The organism is Pseudoalteromonas luteoviolacea NCIMB 1942 (assembly GCF_001625595.1).
In the GTDB taxonomy this organism is placed as follows: Bacteria; Pseudomonadota; Gammaproteobacteria; order Enterobacterales; family Alteromonadaceae; genus Pseudoalteromonas; species Pseudoalteromonas luteoviolacea_A.
Map to the genome: position 1 here is coordinate 56,778 of NZ_AUXT01000157.1, position 26,060 is coordinate 82,837.

Sequence of the window (26,060 nt, forward strand, 5' to 3'; positions counted from 1 at the left end):
ATATTAGACGTGTTAAGTGACTCGTATTAGTATGGTGTGTTTCTAACATCGGTGTAAAAAGTGAGTCAGGTGTGCAAAAGCAGTTTATCAGCTTAGGGTTTCGAGTTGATGGTCGAACATTCAGTGTAGCAAATGCGGCAGGTGAACGTCTGAAGATTAGACCCAAAACTTGCCAGTTACTGCTGGTGTTAATGGAGTACCACCAGCAAATTTTAAGTAAAGACCATCTTTTAGCGCAGGTTTGGCCAAATGTTGTTGTAGATGAGCAAGTTGTATTTCAATCTATAAAAGAAATACGCCAATTATTTCACCCTCATGAAGTGATTAAAACGCTGCCAACCCAAGGTTATCAGTGGATTGCACCTGTGAGAACTAAATCAAAGATCAATATAACGACCAAGCTGGCTGCTGTGCTCGCCACTAGCTTGTTGCTGAGCAGTGTTATTTACTTAGCGATAGGCGACTCTCAAAGAGCTCCTGCCACGACATCTCAGGCTCAATCGCAACTTCATGGCTCAGTAGTTATATTACCCACTCAGAACTTAATTGCAGGCAATGACCACGATTGGGTTCGGCTTGGGTTTATGGATCAATTGATTCAACGATTGCCCAGTGAGGGATCATTTGGCGTATTACAAACTGATTATGTACTTGAAGTGATAAATCGTGCGGGGTTGAGTTTATCTAGCGCATCTTTGCATAGCGTTAATGTTGAGGAGCAGTTGCTAGAAGCGGGTATGTTTAGTGAACGTGAGATACAGCAAATATTCACCGTTTCTGGTGCTCAACTGGTTGTTACATCAAGATTAATGGGAACTCCTCATGACTATCAGCTGAGTTATAAGTTGTACTGGCCACAAAAAACCATGCAGGGTGTGATATTTGGCACAGAAACGCATGTACTTTTGGATGAGTTATCAGTACGTTTAAAGCGCTTAGTTGGTAGCGAGGTTGTACTTGACTCCCAATATTATCACACTGATTTTTATGACGAGATGATGGGGCGAGCGTTAGAGTTAAAATTGCAAGGTGAGTATGAGTCAGCGATTAGCTTACTTGAGGCTTTGACTGTGCAAGCTCCACAAAATATGACAGCGCACCGAGTGTTGATTGAACTACTGCTTTCTCAGTCACAATACGGGCAAGCTCAAAGCCTGCTTGAAAAAAGCCTACCAATTGCAAAGTCACTGAACAATCATCACGAGTTAATAAGACTCCGCTATCTGCATGCTTTGCATGCAGCCTTAGACAAGGACTTCACTCTGGCAGTATCACGATTGGATAAGGTGATTGAATTAGCTAAACACCATCGCGACTGGCTATATCTTGCTTACAGTAAAGATTTAAAAGGTCACGTTGCAATACAAAATGCGCAGTTTGACACCGCTCAAGCGTTGTATCACGAAGCGAAGTCTTATCATCAAATTCTGCGTTGTCCAGTGGGAGAGGCAACCTCATGGCTAAATTTGGCCAAGCTTGCCAAGCAAAGAAATGCAAAGACGCTTTACACAGAATCACTCGACAAGGCGAGGCGCATTGCACAGGCACGGGCATTGAAAAATATCATAAATGAAATTAATAATATTGAAAAATAAGTAATATTTTCAATTGTTTTAGATAATTTCAGGAAGTTTTATTGGCCGTTTCTGATTGATAGGTGAGACAACAACAGCTCAATTTATAGGAGTTGTATATGTCGAGTTTTCAGTCCCGTTCATTTATTGGCGTGATTCTGTTTTGTGCACTGCTGATTATGCTAGTGACATCCTTAATTATGTTCTCAAAACAACATAATGCCCTCATTGCGCTGATGCATACGTTAGTTGGCTTATTAATGTTACTGATTTTAGTGTGGCATTTAATCAAAAACATTCGCCCATTGAAGCAGTATCTTAACCCTTTTGAAAAACATTCAGGGCGGTTTTCTTTGGCATGGCCTTTAGCACTATGTGTGGTGGGTTATGTAGGGCTCGCCCCCGTCTTTCAATTACCTCCAGCTATTGAAGTGTATCGGTTTGGTCAAACTTTGAAAGCGGCTGATAAGGCTGAGGGCGATGCAGAAATCAAATATGTGCAAAGAGAAGTGAAAGACTCAAAAAATACAGGCCAACGTATTACGATTGAGCTTAAAAAAGGCCCGTACTTTCTATGGCCACAATATGCACTGTGGGTCGAAAGCCTTTCAGGGGAGTTTATACAACCACTGTATGTGACTGAAAAGCTAGCAACGAATCAATTTACCAATAAGGTGACTAAAAAAGATCCTGATCAAGTCTTTAATACGCATTTACTGACTGGAGAAGGGCCAAATGCGTGGGATGTTTTAGAAGGAGAAGAGGAGCCAGCAAGCAAAAATAAGCGTATGCGCCCCGAGTCGCTACCCGTATTTTTGCACCAATTGAGTATGCGTGCCGAAAATGGTGTGCTAGTGCCAGATAATGATTCATTGACCATAGATGGTTTCAGTGGCGCCACAATGACAGACAATTTTATCTATACAACACAGTTGCAAGCACCACTGAAAGGCCTTCATCGCGTCCGGTTAGAAGTAAATCACTCTTTTGATTTCAACGAATATTATTCAAGCGATCGGTTTATGGATGATACGATATATTCTGGCGATGGCTATAGTGCACAGCCCTCGGTAATTTACGAGGCCATTATCGATTTTGGTGCACAGCACAATAAAGTGTTGGAAGTGATGACGTTAGTGGGGCACGGTCATCACTCAGGAAGAGATGGCAATATATACGCTGATGTAAGTAAGTTAACTTCTGCTTTGGAATTGGTTGATAGAGTGATTGTAAGTGTTAACTAACTTTATTAAGTTTGACCGTCAGATATAAAAAGCCGGGCGTGCCAAAAGGTCAGGTATGTTGGCAAGGATGACTAATGCACGCCCAGCTAAACTTTTTATTAGGCAATCAGCCTGTATACAAAGGCCACTTATTTATCTCTCGTATCATAAGCAGACTGCGTCACGTAGTGATGATTGTTAAGCTCATGCCTTAAAACTTGATCGTTTAGATAACTGATGGTTTTCGGCCTTCCCGCCGCGTCAAGTGAACCATCATTTTCAAAGCTGTTTTCAATGAGTTTGTGTGCTGAAGCTGTGTTGACCGCATATAACTTAATCGCATAACTTTGCGGATGTACTATAAGGTTACTTTTGTAAGAGTGTGGTACTCCGCCCGAAACACTTGAATCATGTTGTGCACGATTACGCGCAAATATGCCATTTTCACCAGGGTAGATAATATGATTGTTGAGTACGTTGATATCATCCCCTTCCATCATCATGCCGTTACCACCACTGCGATATATTAGGTTATCCTTTACTTCGACGTTATCACCACCAATTTGAATTCCCGTATTTTGCCAATGGGGATCGAATGGGCTTACACCGGTGCGATAAATCGTATTGCGTGCAATATGGGCATTTTGCTTGATGGAATTTACTTGTATGCCATCTGCAGCAATGTGCTCTAGGCGATTATCGTAAATATGGATATCTTCAATCTTATGTGGATAAACAGTGGTCAGTGCGTTATCACACATGAGGTTACGCGAATAGCCGGTGTAACCGATATACATACCTTCGCCACTTTCAGTATCGTGGATATAATTATTGTGGATACGAAGCCCTGTCATGGTGAAGTTTTCAGCCCATGTATTTGGGTCGCAAGTCGGATCTGTTTTAACTAACATGCCCGCAAATCTTGCACGATAGATTTCAATGTGGTCCACCTCAATTTGCTCGCTCAAAGAGCCAATACCCAAAGTACCTCCTAATCTCAGACCATACAGTGACTCACCATCAACTGGCATTGAGGTAATTCTCAGCCAGCGGCTGTTTTCTACGGCAATGCTGTACTCGTATGGAGAGAAGGTTACCACGGCATTTTGGTTACGCAGTGTAACGGGGGCATGAGCACTTCCTTGCACATTTCTGAGTCTTAATGGGCCACGATCACCTGCTTCTAAGCACAGCGTGTCACCAGCTTTAATGGTCATTTTATTTCCATCTACTAGGTGTTGTGTCGTGCTAATGTAGTGATCGCATTGTAAATTTATTGGGTCTTTAAAGTTTTTATTTTGATTTTTTTCTGTTGCAAAAACAGTAGTTATTGTGAGTAAATTAATGATAACCATTGCAGGTTTATGTGCTCTAAAAGAATTCGCCATTGGACACTCCATTATCAAATGTTTGAATGTATTGTTGTTTCAAAGTGGATAAGAAATTGATTGTATGGTGTTCATGGAACGTAAAAAACACTAGAAAAACAGGGTAAATAAAGAGTAAAATCATTTTTACCGGAAATGGGGATTCGTTACCCTTTGATGTATATGGATAAATTTTTTATGGAAGAAAAGGGTTTGAGTTTAGACAATTGTAAAGGCTTATGGTTTGGAACTGTTTATGCAGATTTGAACACTAAAAGTTTAATTAAAGATGGTGAACAGCAGCCACTGTCTGAGCTATCATTTACCTTACTGCTTGCATTAGTTGAACATCAAAACACACCGCTCACCGCTGAGCAGTTACAAGATATTGTTTGGCAAGGAGTAATAACAGGCAATGAAAATGTAAAGCAGCGTATCAGTATTTTGCGCAAGGCATTTCAAGCTTTAGATGATCAAGAGCAGATTAAAAACATTCGTGGTAAAGGCTACTTGTTGGCACAGCCCGTCAAATTAGATTACATCAAAAGTGAAATTAATTGGCAGCCACTTTTTATGTGCGCAGCAATGCTGCTGGTAGTTCTATTTTTATGGTCTCTTTGGCCTACAACACAGAGTAAGGTTTTAAAAAGTGAGCAGTCTCAGCTTTCCGTTTTTCAAGGAGAGGTGATAAGCCTTGCTAACAAAAAGGCAAATTTGGCATTTTGCTTAGACGGCTTTGATGACTATGTAGAAGTGTTTGACGATAATCTAGATGTGCATAAAGGTGATTTTTCATTGTCAACGTGGGTAAAGACTGCTTCGCTTGGCCAACATATTATTGTCGATAAACGTTTTGAAGACCAAGTGTCAGATGTACAGGGCTATGTTTTTTACATAGACGATGGCTATTTGGCACTGCAATTGGCGGATGGTGATGGCAGCTGGTATTGTCAGGAGCCCGATTCTTCGTGCACATTTTATGACTCTAAAGCTTTTGTTGCAGATGACCAATGGCATCACGTGGCGGTAAGTATTGACAGAGATCGCAACAAAGGGATTCGATTCTATTTAGATGGACAGTTCAATAGCGCCTTCGATCCTACTGGTCGGCAGGGCTCTTTAAGCAACGAAATGCCACTGCGAATTGGAAGCCGATCTTCATTTAAAACCGGTTTATTTAAAGGTGCGATTGGAGAAATACAATTCTATCATCGTGTACTCACGCCCTCAGAAATAAAGCGCACTCATCAAAAGGGAAATGTGCGTAGTTGCAGCGGTTCTGGAAATAAAGGCGGTATTTAAGTTTGTATTAGTCAGTGAAGGGCCGATTCACTGTCTGCCCTAGGCGTTTTTGTCTCTCTTTTTCCGCTCTTCTAAAATCATGTCGATCATTTTCGTACGGATTTCAGCTTCTTGGGATTGCAACTCTCTAAGTTGTTGCTCCAAAATCTCAACTTGTTCCTCCACTTGGGTATTTTTGTAGAACTTGCCGCCTAAGTGCGTTGATTGTTCTTCATCTGGTAAGTCAGGCGTTTCTTGGAGCTGCTCAGTATGCAGTACCAATGTTTTTTGTATGGGGGCTTTTTTGAGCTCATTAATTTCTTTTTGTAATTCACGGATCTGTTCTTGGATCAAGGCGACCACTTTTTCTAAGTCTTCATACTGGCTTTTAAAATTTGGATTACGCTCTTTGTAACCTTCGGCCTCTTGGTCCAGTTTTTTGGTAATGATTGGGGGCTTTTCTTGCTCCTGCTGTTCTTGGTGCTCTTGAAGTTTAGCGTCAATTTTTCGCAGTTGTTCATTTGATATGTCATTTGGGCGATAGGAGGCGACTTTATCAGGCGTGCTTTCATCACTTTGCGCCATTGAATTAGGTTTAGTGATAAATGTGTGATGTAGAATTTTCGATAGCATAATGACTCCTTGTCAGTGTGCGAAGTGTACTTATGCTTATCGGCCAAGGATGTGTGTTATTTAGTCCGGTTGGTATAAAAGGATTAAATAAGGGGCAATTTGCCCCTTATTTAAGTGTATTAATTAGCTTTTGGCTTTTTGTACATTTCAAACCAAGCGAGTGTATGCTCAATCTTAGAGATCATGCGCGATGGCCTGCCTGCGATACCATGAGGCGCATCAGGTACACGAATAAGTACGGTATCGACCTTACGTAGTTTCAGTGCTTGGTAGAATTGCTCAGATTCAGACATAGGTGTACGTCGGTCTAACTCGCCCGTCATGATTAATGATGGTGTTGTTACATTACCTACCAGAGATAGTGGTGAGCGCTGCCAATAGTGAGCGAAATTCTCCCAAGGAAGCCCTGGGAATTGGTTGCGAATTTGACCAATGTAGCTATCTGCGGTAAGTACTTTACTGATCCAGTTTATGACTGGTTTAGTAATCGCGGCTGCATTAAATCGGTCCGTTAAGCCAATGGCGTAAGCCGTGGCAATACCACCAGCAGAACCCCCTGCGATAAACAGATTTTGCTCATCAATAAAGCCTTTTTTAATTAGCGTATCAACTGCTGAGTTGTGATCTGCAAAATCTTCTTTGGAGCTATATTTACCATCGAGTAATAGCGCGAAACGTTCACCATAACTAGTTGAACCACGATAGTTAACGTATACAACGACGTAACCTTCAGCAGCGTAACGTTGTAATTCAGCGCTAAAGTGAGGACCATATGCCAAGTGAGGGCCGCCATGGATTTCGACCATTAATGGGTATTGCTTAGCTTTATCGAAATTCGGTGGGGTGATATACCAACCTTGAATATGTTCACCATCAAACTCTGATTTGTAATTGAGTTCATGCACTTGGCCCAGTGTTTTAGTTGCAAGCAGATCTTGGTTTAACTGTGTCAGTGTCGCTTTTTTACCCTTGTAGAAATAGCCCACATCGGCAGGTGAATGGCTATGCCCCTGAGTAAAGGCTATTGCCCCATTATTGGCCATGGTAAAATTACCACTGACGTAAGGGCGACCTAGTGTTGTTCCAGACACATCATCAAGCAAGGATTTGATTTTGCCACGAGATGAGACTTTAGCTAAAACTCGCTTACCATGGTTGTCATATTGAATGACAAAGTCGCCTTTACCAGACCATTGATAGTCGGCAATGGAACGGTCAAGGTCTTGTGTCAGCGTTGTGCGCTTATTGGTTTTGATAGAAAGCAGATTCAACTTCCCATTTACATATGGTACAGGTGCGTTTCCTCGGCTGATAAAAGCCAGTTTATCGCCTTTATTAGAATATGTTGGGTTATATTCACGACCTGGATAATCAGTAAGTTGAGTCAACATCATATCTTTGAGATTGACTTTATATAGGTCCGATTCGGTGGTTCTGTATTCCCATTCAGGGTGATGATCGGATGAGAAAACAAGGTTCTGATTGTCAGGAGCCCATGCCAGAGGGCCGTAGTGTTGAAAATCACCCTGGGTTACTTGTTTTGGCGTACCGCCATTTGCTGGGATAACGAATACATGGCGAAAAGCCGGTTCAATAAAGCCTTTGCCATCTGCTTGATAGCGCGCTTTATCAATGACTTTAACGGGTTCTGACCACTGTGCACCCTTTGGTTTACTCGGCAGCTTTACTGACTTGGCAAACTTAGACTTACCTTGTGGCACATTCATCGTAAATGCGATTTGCTGGCCGTCGGGAGACCAAGTGATATTGTTAACGGCTTTGGGCAGTTGCGTTAAAACGGCGAGCTTGTCTTGTTTGACCCAGTATACGTGAAGTTGTCGAGAACCACTGCGATTGCTAGTAAATGCTATTTTACTGCCATCTGGCGACCAGCGGGGTTGGCTGTAAGTATATTGATCAGAAAATAACGGGTAATGCTCCTCCGATTGCACGTTATAGAGCCACAGCGCCCGTTTCGGAGTGTCCTTCATAATATCGTAGCTATTGCGCTCATAGACAACCTTTTTGCCATCGGGGCTGATCTGAGTACTGGCTGCATACTCTAATTGAAATATATCTTCAGACTTCAGGATAGAGTCGGCATAGCTGGCGACTGATGTGAGCCCAAACAAAATGCCCATAGCGGCGAGAGTCAGTGTTGTTTTCATAATAGTTTTAAATTTATTAATATTGTTACCACATTAAAAGTGAACAGCTAGAGAGACAAGCGTTATGAGATAGGCACACTCTGTACAGGGTGAATGGGAGGGTATCTAATTGATCTGCGTCAAATGGATGTGTTATTGGGTTGTTGATAAGAATAAAGTAGTTATTTTTTGAGTTTATACCTTGATACTGAAACATTGCAGCATGGATGTGTGTTACAAAGACTCAGAGTAGATTGATTGTTTTTATTTATACATTTTTCTGCTTTTTATTTGTTCAAACATATGTTTTATATAAGTTTTTAAAATAACTAATTGTTGCTTTTTGTTTTTTATGGGGTATTTTATTTCCTGTCATTGAGATGGCAAACCATGAATTTAAATAAGGAAATAAAGATGAAGTTAACATTAAAATCAAAAAAACTAGCCAACCTATCAAACAAGCAGGTGACAGACTCTGCAACAGCAAAAGTCGCTGGTGGAGCTGTTATCACCGGATGTTACTTTCCTTGCAAGCCCCAAACGCATACAGGCAAGTAATGAGTTCTAAACAAATGAATAGCTCCCTAAGCTAGTTATTCTATTTCTGCCCTTTAGCTGGTTGATTCACCAACCAGCTATAAAGATTGAGTATAGGCTTAGGTTTAGGCTAGATGGCGGGTGGGTGTATTTCTTTGAAAGGTGATGGCCGTTTGATTGTAGCGTTCCATCATAAACTCTGGCTGTTTAACACACTCAAAACCAAATTGCTCATATAACCCATGGGCATCATGGGTAGCTAGGCTAAAACGCCGAAGCCCTTGCAGCTTTGGGTGGGTTACTACGGCATCAATTAGCTTTTTACCATGCCCCACACCTCTATAAGGCTCTAAAACAAAGACATCCAACAGGTTTGCAAAGGTCGCATAGTCGCTTACAACTCTGGCAAAAGCGATAAGCTTCCCGTTATCAATCAGGGCAAAACAAAGCGAGTTTTCCAGTGCTGTACGTAACTTTTCGCAACAGATCCCTTTATTCCAATAACTTCTTTGAGATAGAAATTGGTGAACCTCATTGAATTGTTGCTTGCTGAGTTGATTGGTAAGTTTCATTCGTGACCTCGCAGTGATTAGCTAATGTGGATTAAAGGTAGGCAAACCAGTAATAGTGAAGCCATTGCATAGTTAAAATACTGCTGATGCTTGGGGTTTTGCAGTCTCTGGCTAATGACTTTGCCAAAATAAATCCAGCTAAAGCCACTGAATAAAGCGATGACATTAAACATCAGCACGCCAAGTATTGCTGATGGCCAATATAGCTCTCCAGGCAATGTTAAAGCTGTGCTCAGAGACAGTAGTGTCGCAATACACTTGGGGTTTATCAGCTGAAAAATTGCAGCTTCGACAAATGACATTGGTCTACTTTGGTCTTGGCTGGTGCTATTAGTCGAGCGGCTCTGACAAATTTTATATGCCAAATATAGGATGTAACCACTCGCAAGTAATTTGAATAACATATGTACATTGGAGTTGCTGGCGAGTAGTTGACCAAGTCCAATTAACATCACAATATGGATCAAAGTCATGCCGGCTCGAATTCCTGCAATATGTGGGACTGTTTTTCTGATCCCAAAATTTGCGCCCGAGTAAGTCAGTAAGATGTTATTGGGCCCTGGGGTGATTGATGCTGCAAAGCTAAACATGACTAAAGCAGGTATAAGGGCAATCAGTTCGGTAGCATGCATTGTAGTCCTCCCATATTGTATTGATACAATTGTTGCTATTTGCTCTATGAGCTATTAATGTCATAAATACAATTAGTCATCAATTTATTTATTGTTATGAATACAATTTGGCATCCAGACAGTGAAGCGTTTAAAAACCTTGCCCAAAACCAGCCAAAATATATGGCATTGGCTGAGTTAATCGAAGCGGCCATAGAGGCAAAAAAACTGATATTTGAACAGCGTTTACCAGCTCAAAGAACGCTTGCAGACGAATTGGGTATTACCCATGGCACCGTAACCCGTGCCTATGTGCTACTGGAGCAGCGAGGATTAGTTAGCGCTAAGCTTGGTGCAGGGACATATGTATCAAAGCGCAGCAGTAGCGCGGCAATACATGGGGTGAGTGATCTAGCTTCCAGCGTGCAACCATCAATGGGGCAAGACATGGTAATGGCGTCGGTGATGAAATCGTTATCACACAGTGTGGCCGATCTCGATGAAGTCATGACATACAAAATTAATGGTCTGGACCGTCATCAGCGTTTTTATCGGGAGTGGCTTAAACAAAAAGGCTTTGAATGTGAGCAACATGATCTTGTCTTTACTCAGGGCGCTCAACAGGGAATTTTTGCCTGCTTATCCGCTTTGTGTGAACCACAAGACTTAGTGTTACACGAATCACTTACTTACCCTGGCTTTTTAAAAGCATGCGAAAGCCTTCACCTACAATATCAAGGTGTACCAGTGCAAGAAGATGGCATTGACCTGCAAGCGCTAGAAAGTCTGTGTCAAAAGCACCCTGTAAAGGCCATCTATATTACGCCAAATTGTCAGAACCCGACTAATATTCGGTATAGCGATGAAAAGCTTTCTTTGCTACTGGCGATGAGTCGTAAATATCACTTTTTTATCCTTGAGGATGACGTGAATTACTGTCTCCCTGAAAATTGGCGCTTGCCTTTGTGGCAACAAGCATCCGATCGCGTTTTTTATATTGCGAGTTTTTCAAAGTATTTCAGTGGCGGACTGAGAGTTGGATATGTGCTTGCGCCACTTTTATGGCAGCAGCAAGTCATCAATGCCATTCATGCTCAGTGCTGGTCAGTATCTATGATGAACTTTGAACTACTTATGCGTGCGCTGCAGGGCAAAGAGTATGAATACGTACAAAATAAACTTGCTGAGGAGTTGAGGTGCCGTCAGAGAACACTTCAAAGCCTACTGGAGCGGTTTGATTTTCATGCTCGCTTTGCTGGCCTTAATGTATGTTTAATGTTGCCCGATGAGTTAAACATGCATTATATGACTGCCCACCTAAAAGGTCATAGCGTCTTGGTGCGTAGCTTGGATGTGTTTAGTTCTAGGCGTGAGCCGACGGCCTTAAATGGAATTCGTTTCACTCTAGGTGGGCCGTCATGCCGGGCTGAGTTTGACCTAGCAATGACGCGTTTACAGGCCGCTCTGTCTCAATTGTCTGAGCGTGGAGATGTCGTTATTTAAAGTGAGTGCGTGCTATATACAACACGCACTAAAAAGGTTTCTAGCCCTTTTTAACCGCGGCAGTAACAGATACTTCAACCAGTAATTCAGGTCTTGCCATTGCTGCCTCTACGCATGCTCTTGCTGGTGCATGGCCTTCAGGTATCCACGCATCCCAAACTTCATTCATTTGTGCAAAGTATTTCATATCGCTTATATAAACTGTGGCACTCAAAATATGGTATTTATCACTGTTGGCTTCCGCTAATAGCGCGTCTACTTTATCCAGCATGGTTTGGGTTTGTTCTTTGATACCTTGAGTGGCGTCTTTGCATACTTGTCCACACAAATAAATGGTGTCGTTGTGCACAACAATACGGCTCATACGCTGGTTGGTATGTTTGCGAGTGATAGTCATGATGTTTCCTTAGTTTTGCGCCATAAACAATGGCTGATATGACAAGTTGGCATACTCTATCATATCTAGCCATGTCAGACGCAGGCAATGGTAACCAAGGCTGTGAACACTATACAGAGATCATTAACAAACCGATGGCGCAGACAATCGTCAGTCCAATAAAAATATTGGCTAAGTTACCCGTATCGGCGATGGGTTCTGGTACGAAATCAGGTTCAGGTATATGTTGTTGTGTCATACGATAGTAAAAATTGTCGCCGTAGCGCGCTTTAAAATCGTCTCGGGTGGACCATTCAAGTTGCTCAGTTAAATAAATTAGGATCTCACTGGATATCAACTGTTTATCATCTTCGCAGTTTTTTTGATAATGCAATACCTGATCAAAGATGAGGGCGCTGAGATCGTCCCTAAGCGCATGTTCTTGGCCCGCAGGGTGGTCTACTAAAAGCTGCCAAGCAGTCAATTGATTTCGACGTAGTGCATTACCCAATAGCTGCGACAACTCCTCGCTAAACTCTTGGTAAAGTGGGTGCGCTTGGCTAGCTTCGGCAGGCATAAATGGTTGCTTCAGTGTTTGTATTGCATCCTCATATGCTTGCTTGAGCAAAGCGGTTTGTTCTTCACGTACTTGATCGGGTTCAGATGCGAGTTCTGCAAGTTTCTGTTGATAGGCCGATTCAATTTGTTGTTGATCTGAAGTCGGTGCAAGTTCTAATATTTTCCAAGGATCAATTGACACAGTTACATTCACCTTTTTTCATTCTTGAGCTTAAACGCTATGCTAACAACCAAGAGTTTAGCAGAACCGCAGCGAATATCTAAACCTGCTGTGGTGGATTTTGTATTTGTTTTAGGAAATTAAAATACAATTGAACTCTTTGTTACATACCTAGGGATGAATAAAGATCGTTTGCTTGTCACAGTCTGTATTGATACACGCGGACACCACCGTTTCTCCAAGGTAATTATTCAGGTGCAATTGAGGGTTGGTAATGGGTTTGTGATTTATAAACCATTGGATCTTCTGAATACTAGATGAAGTGAGCGGCAAAATATCTACTTGTGAACGGTAGTAATGTTGACCGCTTTTTAGCGATGTAATCGTCGCAGGAGTGGAAGCTTGATTTAGCAGCATGCTAGGTTGCATGGCTTTTTCTGACACCAGCCACTGGGCGAGTTTAATGGGCCATTGAGACGAAAGTGTAAAGTTGCCATAGAGGTCCATACTCGGTGGTGTCATACCATTAATAGTTAGAGCTAGGTGCTGCTCTTTACAGTCTCTGTGGGGCACTTGTGCCAAGGCTCTGCCACTGGGCCAGCAGATTAAAGTCTGATGGACAGCAGCAGGTTTTGCGAGAGTGCTTTGATCTTCAGGCAATAGATCAAAGGCATCAAACATTATCGGTGCAGCTTGTGTGGCACCCAAATATCCGAGCATCGGACTGGCATCAGGTCGACCAACCCAGATTGCAACGGTATAGTCAGGGCTTACGCCGACAGACCAAAAGTCACGATAACCGTAGCTTGTGCCTGTTTTCCATGCAATTTTTCTTCGAGTTGAAGGGATCACGCGATCTGGTGCACTTTGTGAACTGAGCATTTGAAACAAAATCCAGCTACTTTCTGGGCTCAGGATTGCACTTGTTGCGGGGTCTAGCTGGTTGCCTAACGGAAGCTGAACTTTGTCTATTTTAAGCGTACGCAGCGTGGTCACTTCTCCACGACTGGCCAATGCTCGATACAGTTTTGCCAGAGTCATTAGATTGGTACCTGTGCCACCGAGACCTACTGCTAAGTTTGCATCTTGATGTGAGAGGTGAATATTGGCAGTTGCCAATTTATCTTCAAAGCGTTGTGGTGTAATACGATTGAGAAGTTGTATTGCAGGTACATTGAGAGATTTTTGTAACGCTTGCTCCGCGGTTACCGGACCACTGAAGTAGCCATTCAGATTCTGGGGTTTATAGCCATTAAAGTTACTAGGCAGGTCGCTCAATAAGCTCTTGCTGTGGATCAGTCCCATATCTAATGCTTGTCCGTAAATAAAGGGTTTTAACGTAGAGCCAGGAGAGCGAATAGCACGAGCCATATCAACATGGGCAAAACGGCTAAGGTCACTAAAATTAACAGAGCCTTGATACGCGATTATCTCTGCGCTGCGGTTTTGTACGATTACCGCTGCGGCTGAGGCCTTACGGGGTAATTGACTGCCGATGCGCTTCATCAATGTGTTGAGACGGCTTTGTAATTCAAAATCGATAGTTGTGGTGATGGTATGGTTTTTTGGGTGTTGGCTTTTTAAATAGCGACTTAACAAAGGTGCCAAAGGGGGTTGATCATGCGTAAATAACCGGATGGGCTCGTCAACCAATAAGTCCAGTTGTACGGTATTGATTAAGCTACCACCTTTCAACCTTGCTAACACTTTGTTACGCATCGCTTTAGCCTTATCTTTATAGCGGTCTGGGCGGTAGCGAGAAGGTTGCTGAGGGAGTACAACTAGTAACGCCGCTTCATTCTTGTTAAGCAATTTAGGGTGTTTGCCAAAGTACTTTATTGAAGCGGCTGCAACACCCTCAATATTTCCGCCAAATGGCGCTAAATTGAGGTAAAAGTCGAGAATTTCGTCTTTAGAGTAATACCACTCGAGTTGCACTGAGCGGGCTATTTGATGCAGTTTCCCTGTGATGGTTCTGTCATGAGGGTCAATCAATCTTGCAACTTGCATGGTGAGGGTTGAACCGCCCGATATGATTTTGCCATGTATGATCCATTGTCCAGCAGCCCTAAAGAGTGAAAAAGGGTTTACGCCATAGTGATAGTAAAACCAACGATCTTCATAATGCAGCAAGGCTTTAATATAAAAGCTGTTTACGTCTTTTGACTCGATGTGATAACGATGTACGCCTTTTACGTCACCAAATGCACGTAGGGTCACATGGTCATTGGCTGTAATGCGCGTTGCTGGCCCGTATGGGTAGATTGGAGGAAGTGGATTAGCCATAAGCCAAGCAATGCCCACCATAATCAGCATTGATAGGGTGAATAAGATAGCGATGAGAACTTTTTTGATGGTCATTGCATTATGACTAATTTAATCAGCAGATAGCCGTGGTAATGCTATCTGCATTGTGGATGTTAAACAATACTAGCGCTCTATGGAGAGTGTAGAGGGATATTGCGTATAAAGCACATGCTTTTGTGGACGATACATAGACTCCATAAAGCTGGGTGGATTGCTATATACGCCTGGGACCTCAGCTCTGAGTAGGTAGGCAAGCTGCTGTTTTCCTTTACGAATATCCATAGCAGCGACATATCGATCACTGCGATATTCTTGATGTTCAGTATTGGCCAGAATGACACCGTCAGGCAGCAGCTGTTCAATGTTTAACTCCTGAAGTAGTGCCGGGTTTTCAAGTACAAATCCAGCAGGGATCCGGTCAACCAGTAGTGCATCATGAATGCGTTCTTTGCTGTGAACATCTAGTACTACCATAACGCGATCGCCAACTTTTAACGTGAGGTTGTCATCCATGGGTTTGCCATCGAGGGTGAACCAACGTCGTAACAAGTGTTTCATGTTGATGGTATTAAATGGGTTCACTTGATTTGCAATGTTGCCTTCATAAGTAACATAACCTTTAGCTAACTGCTGAATATACAGACTTTTGTTGCCTGTATTCGTGATAGTTGTATCTGGCTTTAACGCCTGTTCCAGCAGCCCAGTATGCATGAGCTGGTCCTGATTAATTTGCACATTCAGCGTTTGCTGGTTATGTTTCGTGGCCGCGACTGCGCCGCGCAGCAGTGCAGCTCGTTCTTGCGTACTTAGCCATGATTGCTTTGTTACTTGCTCTGGAAGTTGCCCAAGTAGGGTGCTTCGTAGTTTCTGTGCCTGACCACTTAAGTCTTGCAGTTGAGCGATATCATTCAGGGCTAACGTAGCCAAGGCATGGTCTCGGATATCACTGCCATAGTCATAAAAATAGAGCTGACCTCTTGTTTGCTGATTGTATTGATTGAGTAGTGTTGCACTTTGGGCACTTGCGCCAGTATTAGCATATGCTGCAGCAAGATGCAGCAAACTAAGTTGAGATGGATGGTTGTTAAGATGCAATGCTTCGAGATCACTGTAACTTAATGTGCCCAAACGACTAGAAAAGTAAGCGGCATAGCTTTTTGCAGCTGTAGCTTCATCTTGACTGTTAGTCAGCCTATCCACAAAGTCACCTCGCGCATACCTCAATACGCGATATTGGCCGTCTTTGAGCATGCTTTGGGGCACTACCTCTGGATAGTTTTTATCAATATGGGTGAGCAAATCGGTTACATAGACAGTTAACCACGGTTTTTCGACGCTATAGCTGCCCCATAGCCCAAAACCTCCGGTTGTTTTTTGCATTGTTTTTAGGCGCTTAACTGCTGCGCTTAAGAAGTCCTCATTGCTGTTGAGCTTAGCGGTTTGGCTTAGAGCGTTTTGTTGGAAGCTTTTAAGGTGTGGGTGTTTGAGCGCGAATGGCCAAGCTTTACTGGTGGTTTGTTCGGCGCAGCCATACGGATAAGAGCGTAATCCTCTCGCAAATTCGGCAATGTTAAGTATCGGGACATGACTTATTAATAGCTTGCCTTCTTTGCCTGCGATCATATTGAGTCCTGACCAACTATCTTGGTTAACCGTTAAGGACTTGCCGGGTTCAAGCGTATGATTGCTGACGTTAGTTGCCCATGGTTCTAAATATTTGATTGGCACGCGCCAGCTTCTATTGACCTCTATATCCTGACCTTGCACTGTTAAAGTGAACGTGACGATTTTATCAGGGCTGGTTTTAGAGACCGTAAGAGATTGCGCATGACTCCAGCGCTTACCATATTCAAGCTCAATGTGTTGTTCAGTTTGGTTTAGTAATTGAACACCTGTATCTGCCTGTAGGTTGACACTTAGTTGCTTGGTTTCACCGCTGATATTGTGTAAATCAATGGCAACACTAGAGATGTCTCCGGGGACTAAAAAGCGCGGGACGCTGAGCTCTGCAACCAATGGCATACGAATGACTTGATCTTGGACTAATTGGCCTACTTGCGCATCATTGAACGCGGTTACGATTAGCTGTGCTTCACCGTTGTAGTCTGGAAGGGTGAGTTCAATCAGTGCCTCTCCATTAACGACTTTCACGGGTTTAGACATCAACTGGATGGTTTTGCTTTCAACCAAGTCGTCATTACGGTTGGAGTTATTACTGTTGTTATCGCTACCAAATCTTGATTGCGCGAATGGATTGGGCCGAGGGTCATATTGTCGAGAGTATAAATCTATAATATCTCCGCTGTAGCGGCGCTGTGCAAACAGAAAGTCGTGGGGACTTTGTGGTGAAAAACGGCTCAGGTTGACGATCCCTTTGTCAACCATTGAAGCTGTCACCCAAGTCGTTTTCTCTGTAGTGATGCCAGATGCTTTAACAGGGATGGAAATAGTCTGTAAAGGCTCGATGCTCTCCGGTAGAGTGGCTGTGAGCTTAATTTTACGATTAGCCCTATCTAGCTTGAGCGGTGAAATACCCAAATAGCGTTTGGGTGCATTCTGTTGTTGGCCAAATACGCTTGCCGTAACATATAAATCATGACGGTTTAAGGCAGGAAAAATCGGTACGGAAACCTCAGACTGACCTTGTTTTACAGCGAGCTTTTTTGACCATAATACTTTGTCAGCTTCAAGTGTAAGTAAAAGTTCTCCGTCGATTGGGGAGTCAAAGGTGATTAGCGCATGTTCCCCAGCAAAGTAAACTGTCTTATCTAGTGAAAGCTGCAAATATTCCGGTTTTACAGGGGATTGTCGATAGCCATGATACCAGCCAGCGTAAAAGTGGTGCACGGTTTTGGTCCCGCTATTTAAATCCATCGCTTCGAGCTTATAATCCCCCCAACTGACTGGCAGTTCGACCCGTGTAGTTGTGGCATTTAAATCGACGACTATTTGCCGCTCTTGTCGCCACTGATCTTGTTTTTCTCTCGTCCAGCCGATACCTTCTTCATACATCCAATAATGTTGGCCTTGGTCATAATGCAAAGTTAATTGCACGCTACCGGCTTCAAGCCTTTGACCATCAGGACTTAACAAGGCTACGTCAAACGCGGCATCTGAACGGTATTTAAAGGTTTTAGTTAATGGCTTAAGTGCGGGAAGTGGTGTGTCTTTCCAACTAGTAAATGTGGCACTGCGCTGCACAGCTGCGCCCCCTGACTCCTGCAATGCGAAAAACACTTTGGTGCTAATAGGGCTTTTAATGTTTCGCGCACTTGGCGTTGAGATTGCGACCGATGCTGTACCTTCCTCAGACATATGCTTCTTAGGTAGGGATTTGTAACGGCTAGATAAGTAAAAGTCTTGTCCGACGATAAAGTCTTTATAAGGGCCAGTAAAATGGCGCACAGGGCGATGGGAAATGTCAGTAGTAAATATATTACCAGCGGCTGGACTACCAAACAGATATTTACCTGTGAGGTTAATATGGTTTTTTTTACCTGCATATACAAAAGTAGATATGGGTGATACTTGTAAGTCCATACGCTCAGGTACAAACTCTTCAAGTTGAAAATGAAATTCACCGATGGATTGATTTGCGCTTGGATCTAATTGAACACCCACGCTATATCGCCCCGTAGGCCAATCACTTGCAGTAATAAGTTGCTTTTGAAATATACCCGCATCACTGATAGTCAAAGTCTCCTTAATGACTTCATCTTGATACGGGTTTTTCACTGTAAGCGTCAGCGTCTCGCTTTCATATGCGAAACCATCGTGATCACGTAATAGTACGTTGACCGGCAGGCCATCTCCTGGTCTAACTAAATCCCGATTGCTATAGATATAGGCCTCTACTTCTTGGTAAGGTCGCCCTCCAAGTGCATAAGCAGATAGATCTAAAGGGACTTCCCGCAAAGGCAGTAATGCGACTTCAGGTGTCGTGCCGTTTTGGTCATGTTCCACGAGTACGATATCGTTTTGTTCTGCTGCAAAAGCTAAATGGAGATTACCATTTTTATCAGTACGACCTTGTCTATGCAGTTTGTGATTGCGATAAATGCTCACTTTTGCATTGGTGACACTACTGCCATCCTTTAAGCGGTTGACACTGAAAAATGCATTGTTTTTCTGAATGCGAGCTTGTATGCCCAGCTCAGTTAGGAGCATGTGTTTGACTTTAATATCGTCAAATGTACCAGCGGCTTTCACCGTTACTATGTACCAGCCCGATGCTAAGTGCTTTGGTATAGGCAGTTTAGCGCTGTGAGTTGTTTCAGGGTTGTGATCTGGCAGGGTGTATCTGTCAGCAAATACGCTATCAAAGCTGTAACTTAAGCGATCTAGAGAGCTAGGGTAAATGGCGTCATTCAGATAGTGTCTACTTAAAAAGTCATGGGGGCTGGTCAGGTGAAGAATTTCGACATCGACCTCTTTGGTATTTTTGTAGCTGATAGGTAATGCTTGACCACTGCCTTTTGGCACAAGAGGACCTGAACCTACTATTGCGACATGTGGTGTTTGGCGAGTTTTATTTTCGGCTTTGAGTGTCGTGTGCCAGCCGAGCAGTATGAACAAACAAAAGCATAGCAAACCATATGTTTGCACATTCCTTATGTTCATGATTTCCCCTATATTCTGACTGCGTTTTGAACAATTTTAAGTGATTCAAATGAATGTGAGGTGATTATCCAACTATTCCCACCTAAGAGTAAATACTTAGAGGAAATCTAGTAAAAAACAAATGGCACTGCTCCGATAAGAACAGGCCATTGATTGGATAGGTAAAGGGTATCAAGAAAATAACCTATAACGCTTTAGCGGTGAGTGCTTCTTGAAGGGGGGCACTGTAATACATGCGCAGTGAGAGAAGTGCGGCCATAAATGGAATACTGAGAAGCGCGCTAAATGTCATACCGCCGACAATAACGGCTGCTAAACCTCGGTAGATTTCTGCGCCTTCACCTGGCAACAGCATAAGCGGTAGCATGCCAAATATACTGGTACCCGTACTCATAAATATAGGGCGTTTGCGTACGGCAATTGCATGCATGATTGCAGCCTGTTGGGGTTTTCCGTGCAGCAGTGCATAGTCGTATTGGTTAATGAGTAAAATAGCATTATTGATGACCAGTCCCATTAAAATAATAAACCCAATCATGGTGATGATGTCGAGTGGTTGGTTGGTGAATAACCCCATGAGTCGTAGGCACACTATTCCACCTAATATGGCAAGAGGCATGCTTAATAAGACGGCGCAAGTTTGTCGCCAATTGCGCAAGTTCAAGCGAAGTAGGACGCACAAAATGAACAAGGACAATAGGAACATGTGGCTAAACTCTGTAATGAATGTATCCAATTGATCCGCGCTGCCACGCCAAGAGGTAATAACTTGATCATATTCTTGTTGTGAAAGAAAGGTATTGGATTCTAGTTTAATTGCTGCGACAAACTCACTTTGACTCATATTTGTAGGAGGTGTGAGGCTTAATGTCACAACGCTACGTTGATTGACTCGATGAAGCCTTGATGGCGCAACAGAAAATTGAGCATCGGTAAGCTCTGAAAGCGGTCTAAGTCCAATGCCAGGAATATTCACCTCTCTCCCTAGTAGTGTTTGTAGGTCTCCTGATTTATGTATCTTTAAGTAAAAAGGCAGGTTTTGCCCTTGGTTATTAAATCGCCCTAAATAAACGCCCTGCGTTAGCGCTTCCAAGTACGTTTTTAAATCGTTTAAATTTAAGTTATAGCGCAACAGTGCTGAGTGATTAGGCATGAAGTCAATTCTGGCAACATTGTTGGTTAGCTCGCTCACGGGCCTTATTTGTGCACCAATAAATTTGCTTTGAAGGTGATTGAGCAAGTGTTTACCTGCAGATTGCAGCAGGGCACGATCTGCTCCGTGTAAGTCTAAGTAACTGAGACCTGCATTTGGTAGGGCGAGTCGCAGTAAGTCTTCTTGTACCACAGTTACATGGGTTCCTGGTAAGTCATGCACGACCGACGTTTTGAGCCATTGACTAAATGTTTCATAGTGCCACTCCTTGGGGGGATAAAAATAGAGTAGGCAGAAGCCTTGCCAGCAAAGCAATCCTGATAAATCGTAATTAGGGGCTTGGCCAAGCCTTTTCTGCTGTGCTATCCGGGATAAGATAGGTTTTGCAATGTGTAATTCTGTCGCTTCGGGAGAAAGCGGGTCTTGGAAGCTGATGTATGCATGAACAGCGCGATTTTTTGCGGTAGGTAGCAAATTCATTTGCGGTGTGAGTAGCCAAACAACAAGGCATGCCAATGGTACCAGTGTGATTATAATGCCCAGTGCAACTGGGCGAGACTGAGTAATAGACTGGAAGAAAGGGTGAACTTTGCTGGTGGTATGGTTTTGCGATGTGGTTTTATTCAGCAGTAGTCTTGCCATTACAGGTAGTAAGCACAAAGCGCTCAGTAAAGAAACCAGTAGTGCGCCTGAAATTGTGAAGGCAAGATCTTTAAAAAGCTGCGCCTCAGGACTGCGCATAAGCAATATTGGAACAAATATCACGATACTTGAGAGTGTGGATGAGATGATAGCGCCTTTAACCTCTTTTACGCCAGAGGCTATGGCTTGACTAAGGGGCACTCCCTGACGGCGTTGTTGTTCTATGCTGTCGACTGCCACAATACTGGCATCTAGCAGTAGGCCAATTGAAAGCGCCATACCTGCGAGGCTTATGACGTTTAAGCTATAGTCAAATAGTGACATGAGTAAAACAACGGCAGCAAGACACACGGGAATTGAGACAAAAATCAGCGCAACGAAGCGATGTTGCCTGATAAAAAAATAAAGGACCAAACTCGATAAAACTATCCCTAGAAGCAGCGATAAGTAGACTTGTGATATGGCACTTTTTACGGCCTTAGAATCGTCGCGGCTGAGCAATAATTCCATATTGAGTGAGGCAAGAGGCCCCTGGTTAAGTTGTGCAATGACTTTTTTGGTTTGTTCTAAAGTTGCCAGTACATTGATATCAGGTGAAGACCGAAAATAAATATAAAAGGCGCGTTTGCCATTCACCGAAGAGAACAGCCACTCTCGCTCCGTCTGCTGTTCAATGGTTGCAATGTCACCAAGTCTGATGAAACTCGGCTCATGGTAAGCAATAGGAAGAGACATAAGTTCAGAGAAGCTTTTCTGCCCTGAAAAGTGAAGAGCATAACGTCTATCGCCGAGGTACATATAGTCTCCAGAACCATCGCTTAAGGTATTTAGCTGGTGTTGGATTTGTGTAATATCTAAACCGTAATGTTTAATCTTGTCGTGTTGTAATGTGATGTCTACTCGTTGTTGAGTGGGGTTGTTGCTGGTTACGACACTTTGCACACCAGTGATTTTACTGAGTGCTGGTTTTAAATGGTTTTCATAGGCTTGAATTAAGGCTTGCTGCGTAGTTGGAGAGTGGCTGACTAACATCATTGAAGCAAGTGAGGCACTACTTCCTGATGCAAAATTTGTCACAGTCGGTGCTGGGACTTCACTTGGCCAACCTGGGACTTGATTAATGCGATTTAGGGTTTCAATATACGCATCATCCATATCACTATCAGGCTGAAAAGACAGGTTTATGTTGGCATTGCTGGCGGTCACAGTGGTAGACATTAGGGTGCTACTAGGAATGCCATTAAGTACCTCTTCGAGCGGAGAAACTAAAACTTGCTGCACTTCCTCCACACCCTTGCCAGGCCATGTAACATTGATACTAATCTCTGGCCTCTTTATTGGAGGAAGTAAGGCACTGTCTAAATGATTGACGACTAAAGTGGCGAGTACGCAAATTAATGTCGCGATTGATAAAACCACCTTGTTTCTTAGTGTCATAGTTGGTAGCTGTTGTGCCATATTTACTCTCCTTGCGCTAATAACGTAGGAGAAGGAGTAAGGCGGACTTGCGTGCCTTCGGCCAAATTAGATTGACCCAAAACTACGACTTGTTCACCAACTTGCAAAGGGCTTTGCACAATGAAGTCATGTGCTTGATTTTGCATCACCTCAACGGTAACTTTTTCAACCAGCTGCTGTTTGTTCACGCGCCAAACATAGGCTTTATCTCGTTCAAAAATGACAGCTTGGACTGGTAGCTTTGTCAACTTTGAGCGTTGAGACTGCCAGTGCACATTGATGAGTTTGCCGATTGGTAGGGAATGTTTTTGCGGTACTTGAAACCAAACTGATTGTGTCTGGTGGCGTTGGTTAACACTTCGAGCATGGCGTTTGATTTCTAGAGGCTCGGATTGAAAGAAGAACAGCGCAGCTTGATATATGTCGTTGTCAACTCGAAATTTAGTGAGTGGTAGCTCACAATGTAGTTCTTTATCATCGGTCGCAGTGAAACTCAGTATCGCATCTCCTCTAGCCACAAAGCTGCCTAGATTACTGTGGAGTTGAGTGATTTCACCATCTGTTGGCGCGTAGTGCTTGAGCGCTGAAATCTGTTTTTCCACAGTCGAAATGCTATTTAGGGTGGCAGCAACAGAGTGTTTAGCAAGTTCCAAAGAGAGCGCATGTTCATTGACTGCGGAAGCAGATACGTGCTTTTTGTCCAAAGCAATTAAACGTTGGTACTCTTGCTCATGGTAAGTAAGGTTCGCCTTATGTTGTATTAGCTCATATTGCATGGCATTAAGGGATTGACGTAAATAAAAACCATCTTGCTGAGCTAACAAGTCACCAGCGTTGACATAACTACCTGCGCTCACTAGATAATTTAGTTTTGCTTGGCTTTCACTGGCAACAGTATACTCGTGAGGGACTGATACTTGGCAGGACAGTCGACCTTGAATGCCATCGTGCCATGGAGAAACTTGGGTTGTTTTGACTAAATGGGCCTGAGGAGTGGCCATGGAATACACGCTGTAAAGTAAGCAAAATACGACTAAGAAGTACTGTAACTTTGAGCGTTTCATACAAGCTGATAGTGAAGTCATTGTAATTATAATATCCGGATTGTAAAACACATAAGAGTGAGCTTGCCAACGTCGATACGTGACTTACATGGAATTGTTATGAACTTATGTGTAGACTGATAAAGTCACATTTAGTCATTCAGCTAGAGAAAAAATAATATGATAAATCAAAGGATTGAAGATTCGTCCAAAAAAGTGCAATTAGCTGACAACCGAGTTTGCTTTAACTCTGGGCGTGTAGATAATGGTAAAGGGGAGCAGCGCTTGGAGCCTCTGCCTTTGGCTTTTCTCAATTATTTGATTTCTCGCTCGGGCGAAGTCGTAACTCGCCAAGAGCTGTTGGAGCATGTATGGTGTAACCGCCAAGTGACAGACGATGCCATTAGAAGAGTTGTAAAAAAGGTTCGTGTTGCACTCGGTGATGATGCCAAAGAGCCCAAGTTTATCAAAACGATTCCCTTGCAAGGCTACCAGTTTGTTGGTGATGTGACTGTCCAATGTGAACAGTCGGCGCAACGAGAGAGCAAAAAAAGCAGCTGGTGGATAATTTGTTGTACAGTTTTAGTGACTGTTATGAGTGCCACATTATTTGTATTAAGTAATGAAGAGCCTGAGTATTTTGGTGCCGTTATTACCCCGTTGACAGAAATATCGGGATCAGAAATGGGAGGAGAATACAATGCTCAGACAGATACTCTTGTGTTTATGTATCGAGGCAGTAATAGAGAGCCTTTCTCTTTATATGCGAAAGATCTGAGTCGCGACCTTTTATACCGTTTAAGTGGAGATGACGGTGCCTACCACACCATATCCATGTCGCCGGATGGCAGCCAAGTATTATACCAAAGGGATAAAGGCGATGGTTATCAAGTCTTTATTGCTGATTATGAGAATGGAACACTACGCCGCCAACGTCGATTAGACATTCTTCAAAAAAAATTAGCGCTACAAGGGTGGTCCGCTGATGGTAAAGAGATCTTGTATCACGCTTATGTGGCGGGGGAAAGCTCGCACCATAAAGCCAGTAGTAAAGCCATATTTAGTTACAGTTTAGAGAGCAATACGAGCAGACAAATCACTTTTCCACTGTCGAAAGGACGAGGCGATGTGCTGGCTCGACTATCTGTTGATGGGCAGTATTTAGCCGTAGTCCGGAATCAGCAACTACGTCAATATCGGTTGCTTGTGTTTGCGCAGCATGATGGCAAGTTATTACATGAGACGTTATTGGGGTTTGAAGCATCCAATTTAGTGTGGAGTCAGGAACAACCCAACTCATTGCTGCTGAGCAGCTTCAAAGGACAGCTTGCTAGGTTTGATGTTGATAGTGGAATACTGACTGTATCTGAACACATTACGCCAGGTTTAAATGATGTCTTTGGTGAATGTGGTAAGGATTGCTTGCTTATGCGCCGTCACGGCATGAATTATCGAGATATCGTGTCGATGCCGAACCCATTTGTTACCTTATCTGCTCCCCCAGCTAAGCTAAAAATTGCCAGTGAACAAGTTGAGTGGTCTCCTATTTATAGTCATGACGGCAGCGCTATCTTCTATTTGAGTCGCGATAAAAAATATAGCTATTTATATCGCCTAGTGCATGAAGGCCCGAATGCCGGTGAAAAAACATTGTTACATCGTTTTGATACATTAGATGCGATTAATGGCTTGCAGGCTAGCTCGAACGGTAATTATTTGCTCGGTCGAAGAGAAGAGCGGTTGTTTATGTACGACATTGTTAACCAGCAGTTTAGGTGGCTGACGGGAGATGACGAACAAATTGTGTATGCCAATTGGAGTGCAAATAGTGACTATATTTACTTTTCTCGGGTCGAGCAACATAGCTACAGGTTACTGCGCTACAGCTTTGCAACAGGCTTAACGGAGCGAATACAAGACAATACCTTGGCGCGTATTGAAGATGAATTAGGACGCGTATTTATCTTAAAAGATGATTTTTGGTTAACCCAACAGCAAGCAGGTGGAACAGAACGTGCGCTGGTGCAATTACGCAGGCTTCCAGAGCTTACTGTCATAGTACGGAATAATACGCTTTATTGGGCAGATAAGCAGAGTTTAACGGTGCATTTAAATCAGCTGGATCTACACACGATGGAACGGAGGTCTTTTGCCTTGAGTCGCAATGAGTGGACGTTTAATTTTGATCTCCACCCCAAACTTGCCTCAGTGATCTATTCAAAAGAGCTGTTGGCTGCCAGCGATCTTGTGCAAGTCGCTGGCCGAGAATAAAAC

The 26,060-nt window shown here is 43.1% G+C and carries 17 protein-coding genes; 6 read left to right on the plus strand and 11 right to left on the minus strand.

Annotated features, from left to right (window positions below; all coding sequences use genetic code 11):
- The first annotated feature begins 71 nt into the window (after positions 1–71).
- Positions 72–1,595 (plus strand): winged helix-turn-helix domain-containing protein, encoded by a 1,524-nt coding sequence (locus N482_RS11230; protein ID WP_063377126.1) that lies wholly within the window; start codon positions 72–74, stop codon positions 1,593–1,595.
- 98 nt (positions 1,596–1,693) lie between these two features.
- A complete protein-coding gene (locus N482_RS11235) occupies positions 1,694–2,818 on the plus strand; it encodes a hypothetical protein (protein WP_063377127.1) in 1,125 nt (374 codons plus the stop codon).
- Positions 2,819–2,946: 128 nt separating this feature from the next.
- Here the strand turns inward: N482_RS11235 and N482_RS11240 are convergent, their stop codons facing one another.
- Positions 2,947–4,185, minus strand: coding sequence for a right-handed parallel beta-helix repeat-containing protein (locus N482_RS11240; RefSeq protein ID WP_063377128.1), 1,239 nt, complete (start codon positions 4,183–4,185; stop codon positions 2,947–2,949).
- 177 nt (positions 4,186–4,362) lie between these two features.
- On the opposite strand from N482_RS11240, the gene N482_RS11245 reads away from it, so the two are divergent.
- A complete protein-coding gene (locus N482_RS11245) occupies positions 4,363–5,466 on the plus strand; it encodes a LamG-like jellyroll fold domain-containing protein (protein ID WP_196765334.1) in 1,104 nt (367 codons plus the stop codon).
- A 39-nt stretch (positions 5,467–5,505) separates the two neighbouring features.
- Here N482_RS11245 and N482_RS11250 read toward each other — a convergent pair whose 3' ends face one another.
- Together N482_RS11250 and N482_RS11255 are read right to left on the minus strand one after the other, a co-directional pair.
- On the minus strand, positions 5,506–6,078 hold the full coding sequence (locus N482_RS11250; RefSeq protein ID WP_063377130.1) for a hypothetical protein: 573 nt from the start codon (positions 6,076–6,078) through the stop codon (positions 5,506–5,508).
- Between the two features lie 119 nt (positions 6,079–6,197).
- The gene (locus tag N482_RS11255; protein ID WP_063377131.1) at positions 6,198–8,246 is read right to left on the minus strand and encodes a prolyl oligopeptidase family serine peptidase; all 2,049 of its coding nucleotides are present in this window, start codon (positions 8,244–8,246) and stop codon (positions 6,198–6,200) included.
- Positions 8,247–8,639: 393 nt separating this feature from the next.
- On the opposite strand from N482_RS11255, the gene N482_RS24830 reads away from it, so the two are divergent.
- Positions 8,640–8,783 carry a hypothetical protein gene (locus tag N482_RS24830; RefSeq protein ID WP_155730569.1) on the plus strand — a complete coding sequence of 48 codons (144 nt, stop codon included), beginning with the start codon at positions 8,640–8,642 and terminating at the stop codon, positions 8,781–8,783.
- 104 nt (positions 8,784–8,887) lie between these two features.
- On the opposite strand, the gene N482_RS11260 is transcribed toward N482_RS24830, so the two are convergent.
- Both N482_RS11260 and N482_RS11265 read right to left on the minus strand, forming a co-directional pair.
- Positions 8,888–9,334: a GNAT family N-acetyltransferase gene (locus N482_RS11260; RefSeq protein ID WP_063377132.1), complete on the minus strand. Its 447-nt coding sequence runs from the start codon at positions 9,332–9,334 to the stop codon at positions 8,888–8,890.
- Between the two features lie 17 nt (positions 9,335–9,351).
- On the minus strand, positions 9,352–9,966 hold the full coding sequence (locus tag N482_RS11265) for a LysE family translocator (RefSeq protein ID WP_063377133.1): 615 nt from the start codon (positions 9,964–9,966) through the stop codon (positions 9,352–9,354).
- A gap of 96 nt (positions 9,967–10,062) precedes the next feature.
- Between N482_RS11265 and N482_RS11270 the strand changes: the two genes are divergently transcribed.
- Positions 10,063–11,448 (plus strand): PLP-dependent aminotransferase family protein, encoded by a 1,386-nt coding sequence (locus N482_RS11270; protein ID WP_063377134.1) that lies wholly within the window; start codon positions 10,063–10,065, stop codon positions 11,446–11,448.
- Between the two features lie 40 nt (positions 11,449–11,488).
- Here N482_RS11270 and N482_RS11275 read toward each other — a convergent pair whose 3' ends face one another.
- From N482_RS11275 to N482_RS11300, 6 genes are all read right to left on the minus strand, one after another.
- Positions 11,489–11,845: a RidA family protein gene (locus N482_RS11275; protein WP_063377135.1), complete on the minus strand. Its 357-nt coding sequence runs from the start codon at positions 11,843–11,845 to the stop codon at positions 11,489–11,491.
- Between the two features lie 109 nt (positions 11,846–11,954).
- On the minus strand, positions 11,955–12,584 hold the full coding sequence (locus N482_RS11280) for a J domain-containing protein (protein WP_063377136.1): 630 nt from the start codon (positions 12,582–12,584) through the stop codon (positions 11,955–11,957).
- 150 nt (positions 12,585–12,734) lie between these two features.
- Entirely contained in the window at positions 12,735–14,924 is a 2,190-nt protein-coding gene (pbpC, locus tag N482_RS11285; RefSeq protein WP_231100840.1) for a penicillin-binding protein 1C, read from the minus strand.
- Between the two features lie 69 nt (positions 14,925–14,993).
- On the minus strand, positions 14,994–19,490 hold the full coding sequence (locus tag N482_RS11290) for an alpha-2-macroglobulin family protein (RefSeq protein WP_063377137.1): 4,497 nt from the start codon (positions 19,488–19,490) through the stop codon (positions 14,994–14,996).
- 184 nt (positions 19,491–19,674) lie between these two features.
- Positions 19,675–22,743 (minus strand): efflux RND transporter permease subunit, encoded by a 3,069-nt coding sequence (locus tag N482_RS11295; RefSeq protein ID WP_063377138.1) that lies wholly within the window; start codon positions 22,741–22,743, stop codon positions 19,675–19,677.
- A 2-nt stretch (positions 22,744–22,745) separates the two neighbouring features.
- Positions 22,746–23,807, minus strand: a complete 1,062-nt coding sequence (locus N482_RS11300; protein WP_196765335.1) for an efflux RND transporter periplasmic adaptor subunit — start codon at positions 23,805–23,807, stop codon at positions 22,746–22,748.
- 159 nt (positions 23,808–23,966) lie between these two features.
- Between N482_RS11300 and N482_RS11305 the strand changes: the two genes are divergently transcribed.
- Positions 23,967–26,057, plus strand: a complete 2,091-nt coding sequence (locus tag N482_RS11305) for a winged helix-turn-helix domain-containing protein (protein ID WP_063377140.1) — start codon at positions 23,967–23,969, stop codon at positions 26,055–26,057.
- Positions 26,058–26,060 lie beyond the last annotated feature (3 nt).

What these genes read in the sequence shown, in the direction of transcription:
- pbpC (WP_231100840.1), bottom strand. Translation starts at nt 14,924, where the DNA reads ATGACCATCAAAAAAGTTCTCATCGCTATCTTATTCACCCTATCAATG.
- N482_RS11305 (WP_063377140.1), top strand. Translation starts at nt 23,967, where the DNA reads ATGATAAATCAAAGGATTGAAGATTCGTCCAAAAAAGTGCAATTAGCT.
- N482_RS11275 (WP_063377135.1), bottom strand. Translation starts at nt 11,845, where the DNA reads ATGACTATCACTCGCAAACATACCAACCAGCGTATGAGCCGTATTGTT.
- N482_RS11260 (WP_063377132.1), bottom strand. Translation starts at nt 9,334, where the DNA reads ATGAAACTTACCAATCAACTCAGCAAGCAACAATTCAATGAGGTTCAC.
- N482_RS11295 (WP_063377138.1), bottom strand. Translation starts at nt 22,743, where the DNA reads ATGGCACAACAGCTACCAACTATGACACTAAGAAACAAGGTGGTTTTA.
- N482_RS11250 (WP_063377130.1), bottom strand. Translation starts at nt 6,078, where the DNA reads ATGCTATCGAAAATTCTACATCACACATTTATCACTAAACCTAATTCA.
- N482_RS24830 (WP_155730569.1), top strand. Translation starts at nt 8,640, where the DNA reads ATGAAGTTAACATTAAAATCAAAAAAACTAGCCAACCTATCAAACAAG.
- N482_RS11265 (WP_063377133.1), bottom strand. Translation starts at nt 9,966, where the DNA reads ATGCATGCTACCGAACTGATTGCCCTTATACCTGCTTTAGTCATGTTT.
- N482_RS11255 (WP_063377131.1), bottom strand. Translation starts at nt 8,246, where the DNA reads ATGAAAACAACACTGACTCTCGCCGCTATGGGCATTTTGTTTGGGCTC.
- N482_RS11235 (WP_063377127.1), top strand. Translation starts at nt 1,694, where the DNA reads ATGTCGAGTTTTCAGTCCCGTTCATTTATTGGCGTGATTCTGTTTTGT.
- N482_RS11270 (WP_063377134.1), top strand. Translation starts at nt 10,063, where the DNA reads ATGAATACAATTTGGCATCCAGACAGTGAAGCGTTTAAAAACCTTGCC.
- N482_RS11240 (WP_063377128.1), bottom strand. Translation starts at nt 4,185, where the DNA reads ATGGCGAATTCTTTTAGAGCACATAAACCTGCAATGGTTATCATTAAT.
- N482_RS11245 (WP_196765334.1), top strand. Translation starts at nt 4,363, where the DNA reads ATGGAAGAAAAGGGTTTGAGTTTAGACAATTGTAAAGGCTTATGGTTT.
- N482_RS11290 (WP_063377137.1), bottom strand. Translation starts at nt 19,490, where the DNA reads ATGAACATAAGGAATGTGCAAACATATGGTTTGCTATGCTTTTGTTTG.
- N482_RS11300 (WP_196765335.1), bottom strand. Translation starts at nt 23,807, where the DNA reads ATGAAACGCTCAAAGTTACAGTACTTCTTAGTCGTATTTTGCTTACTT.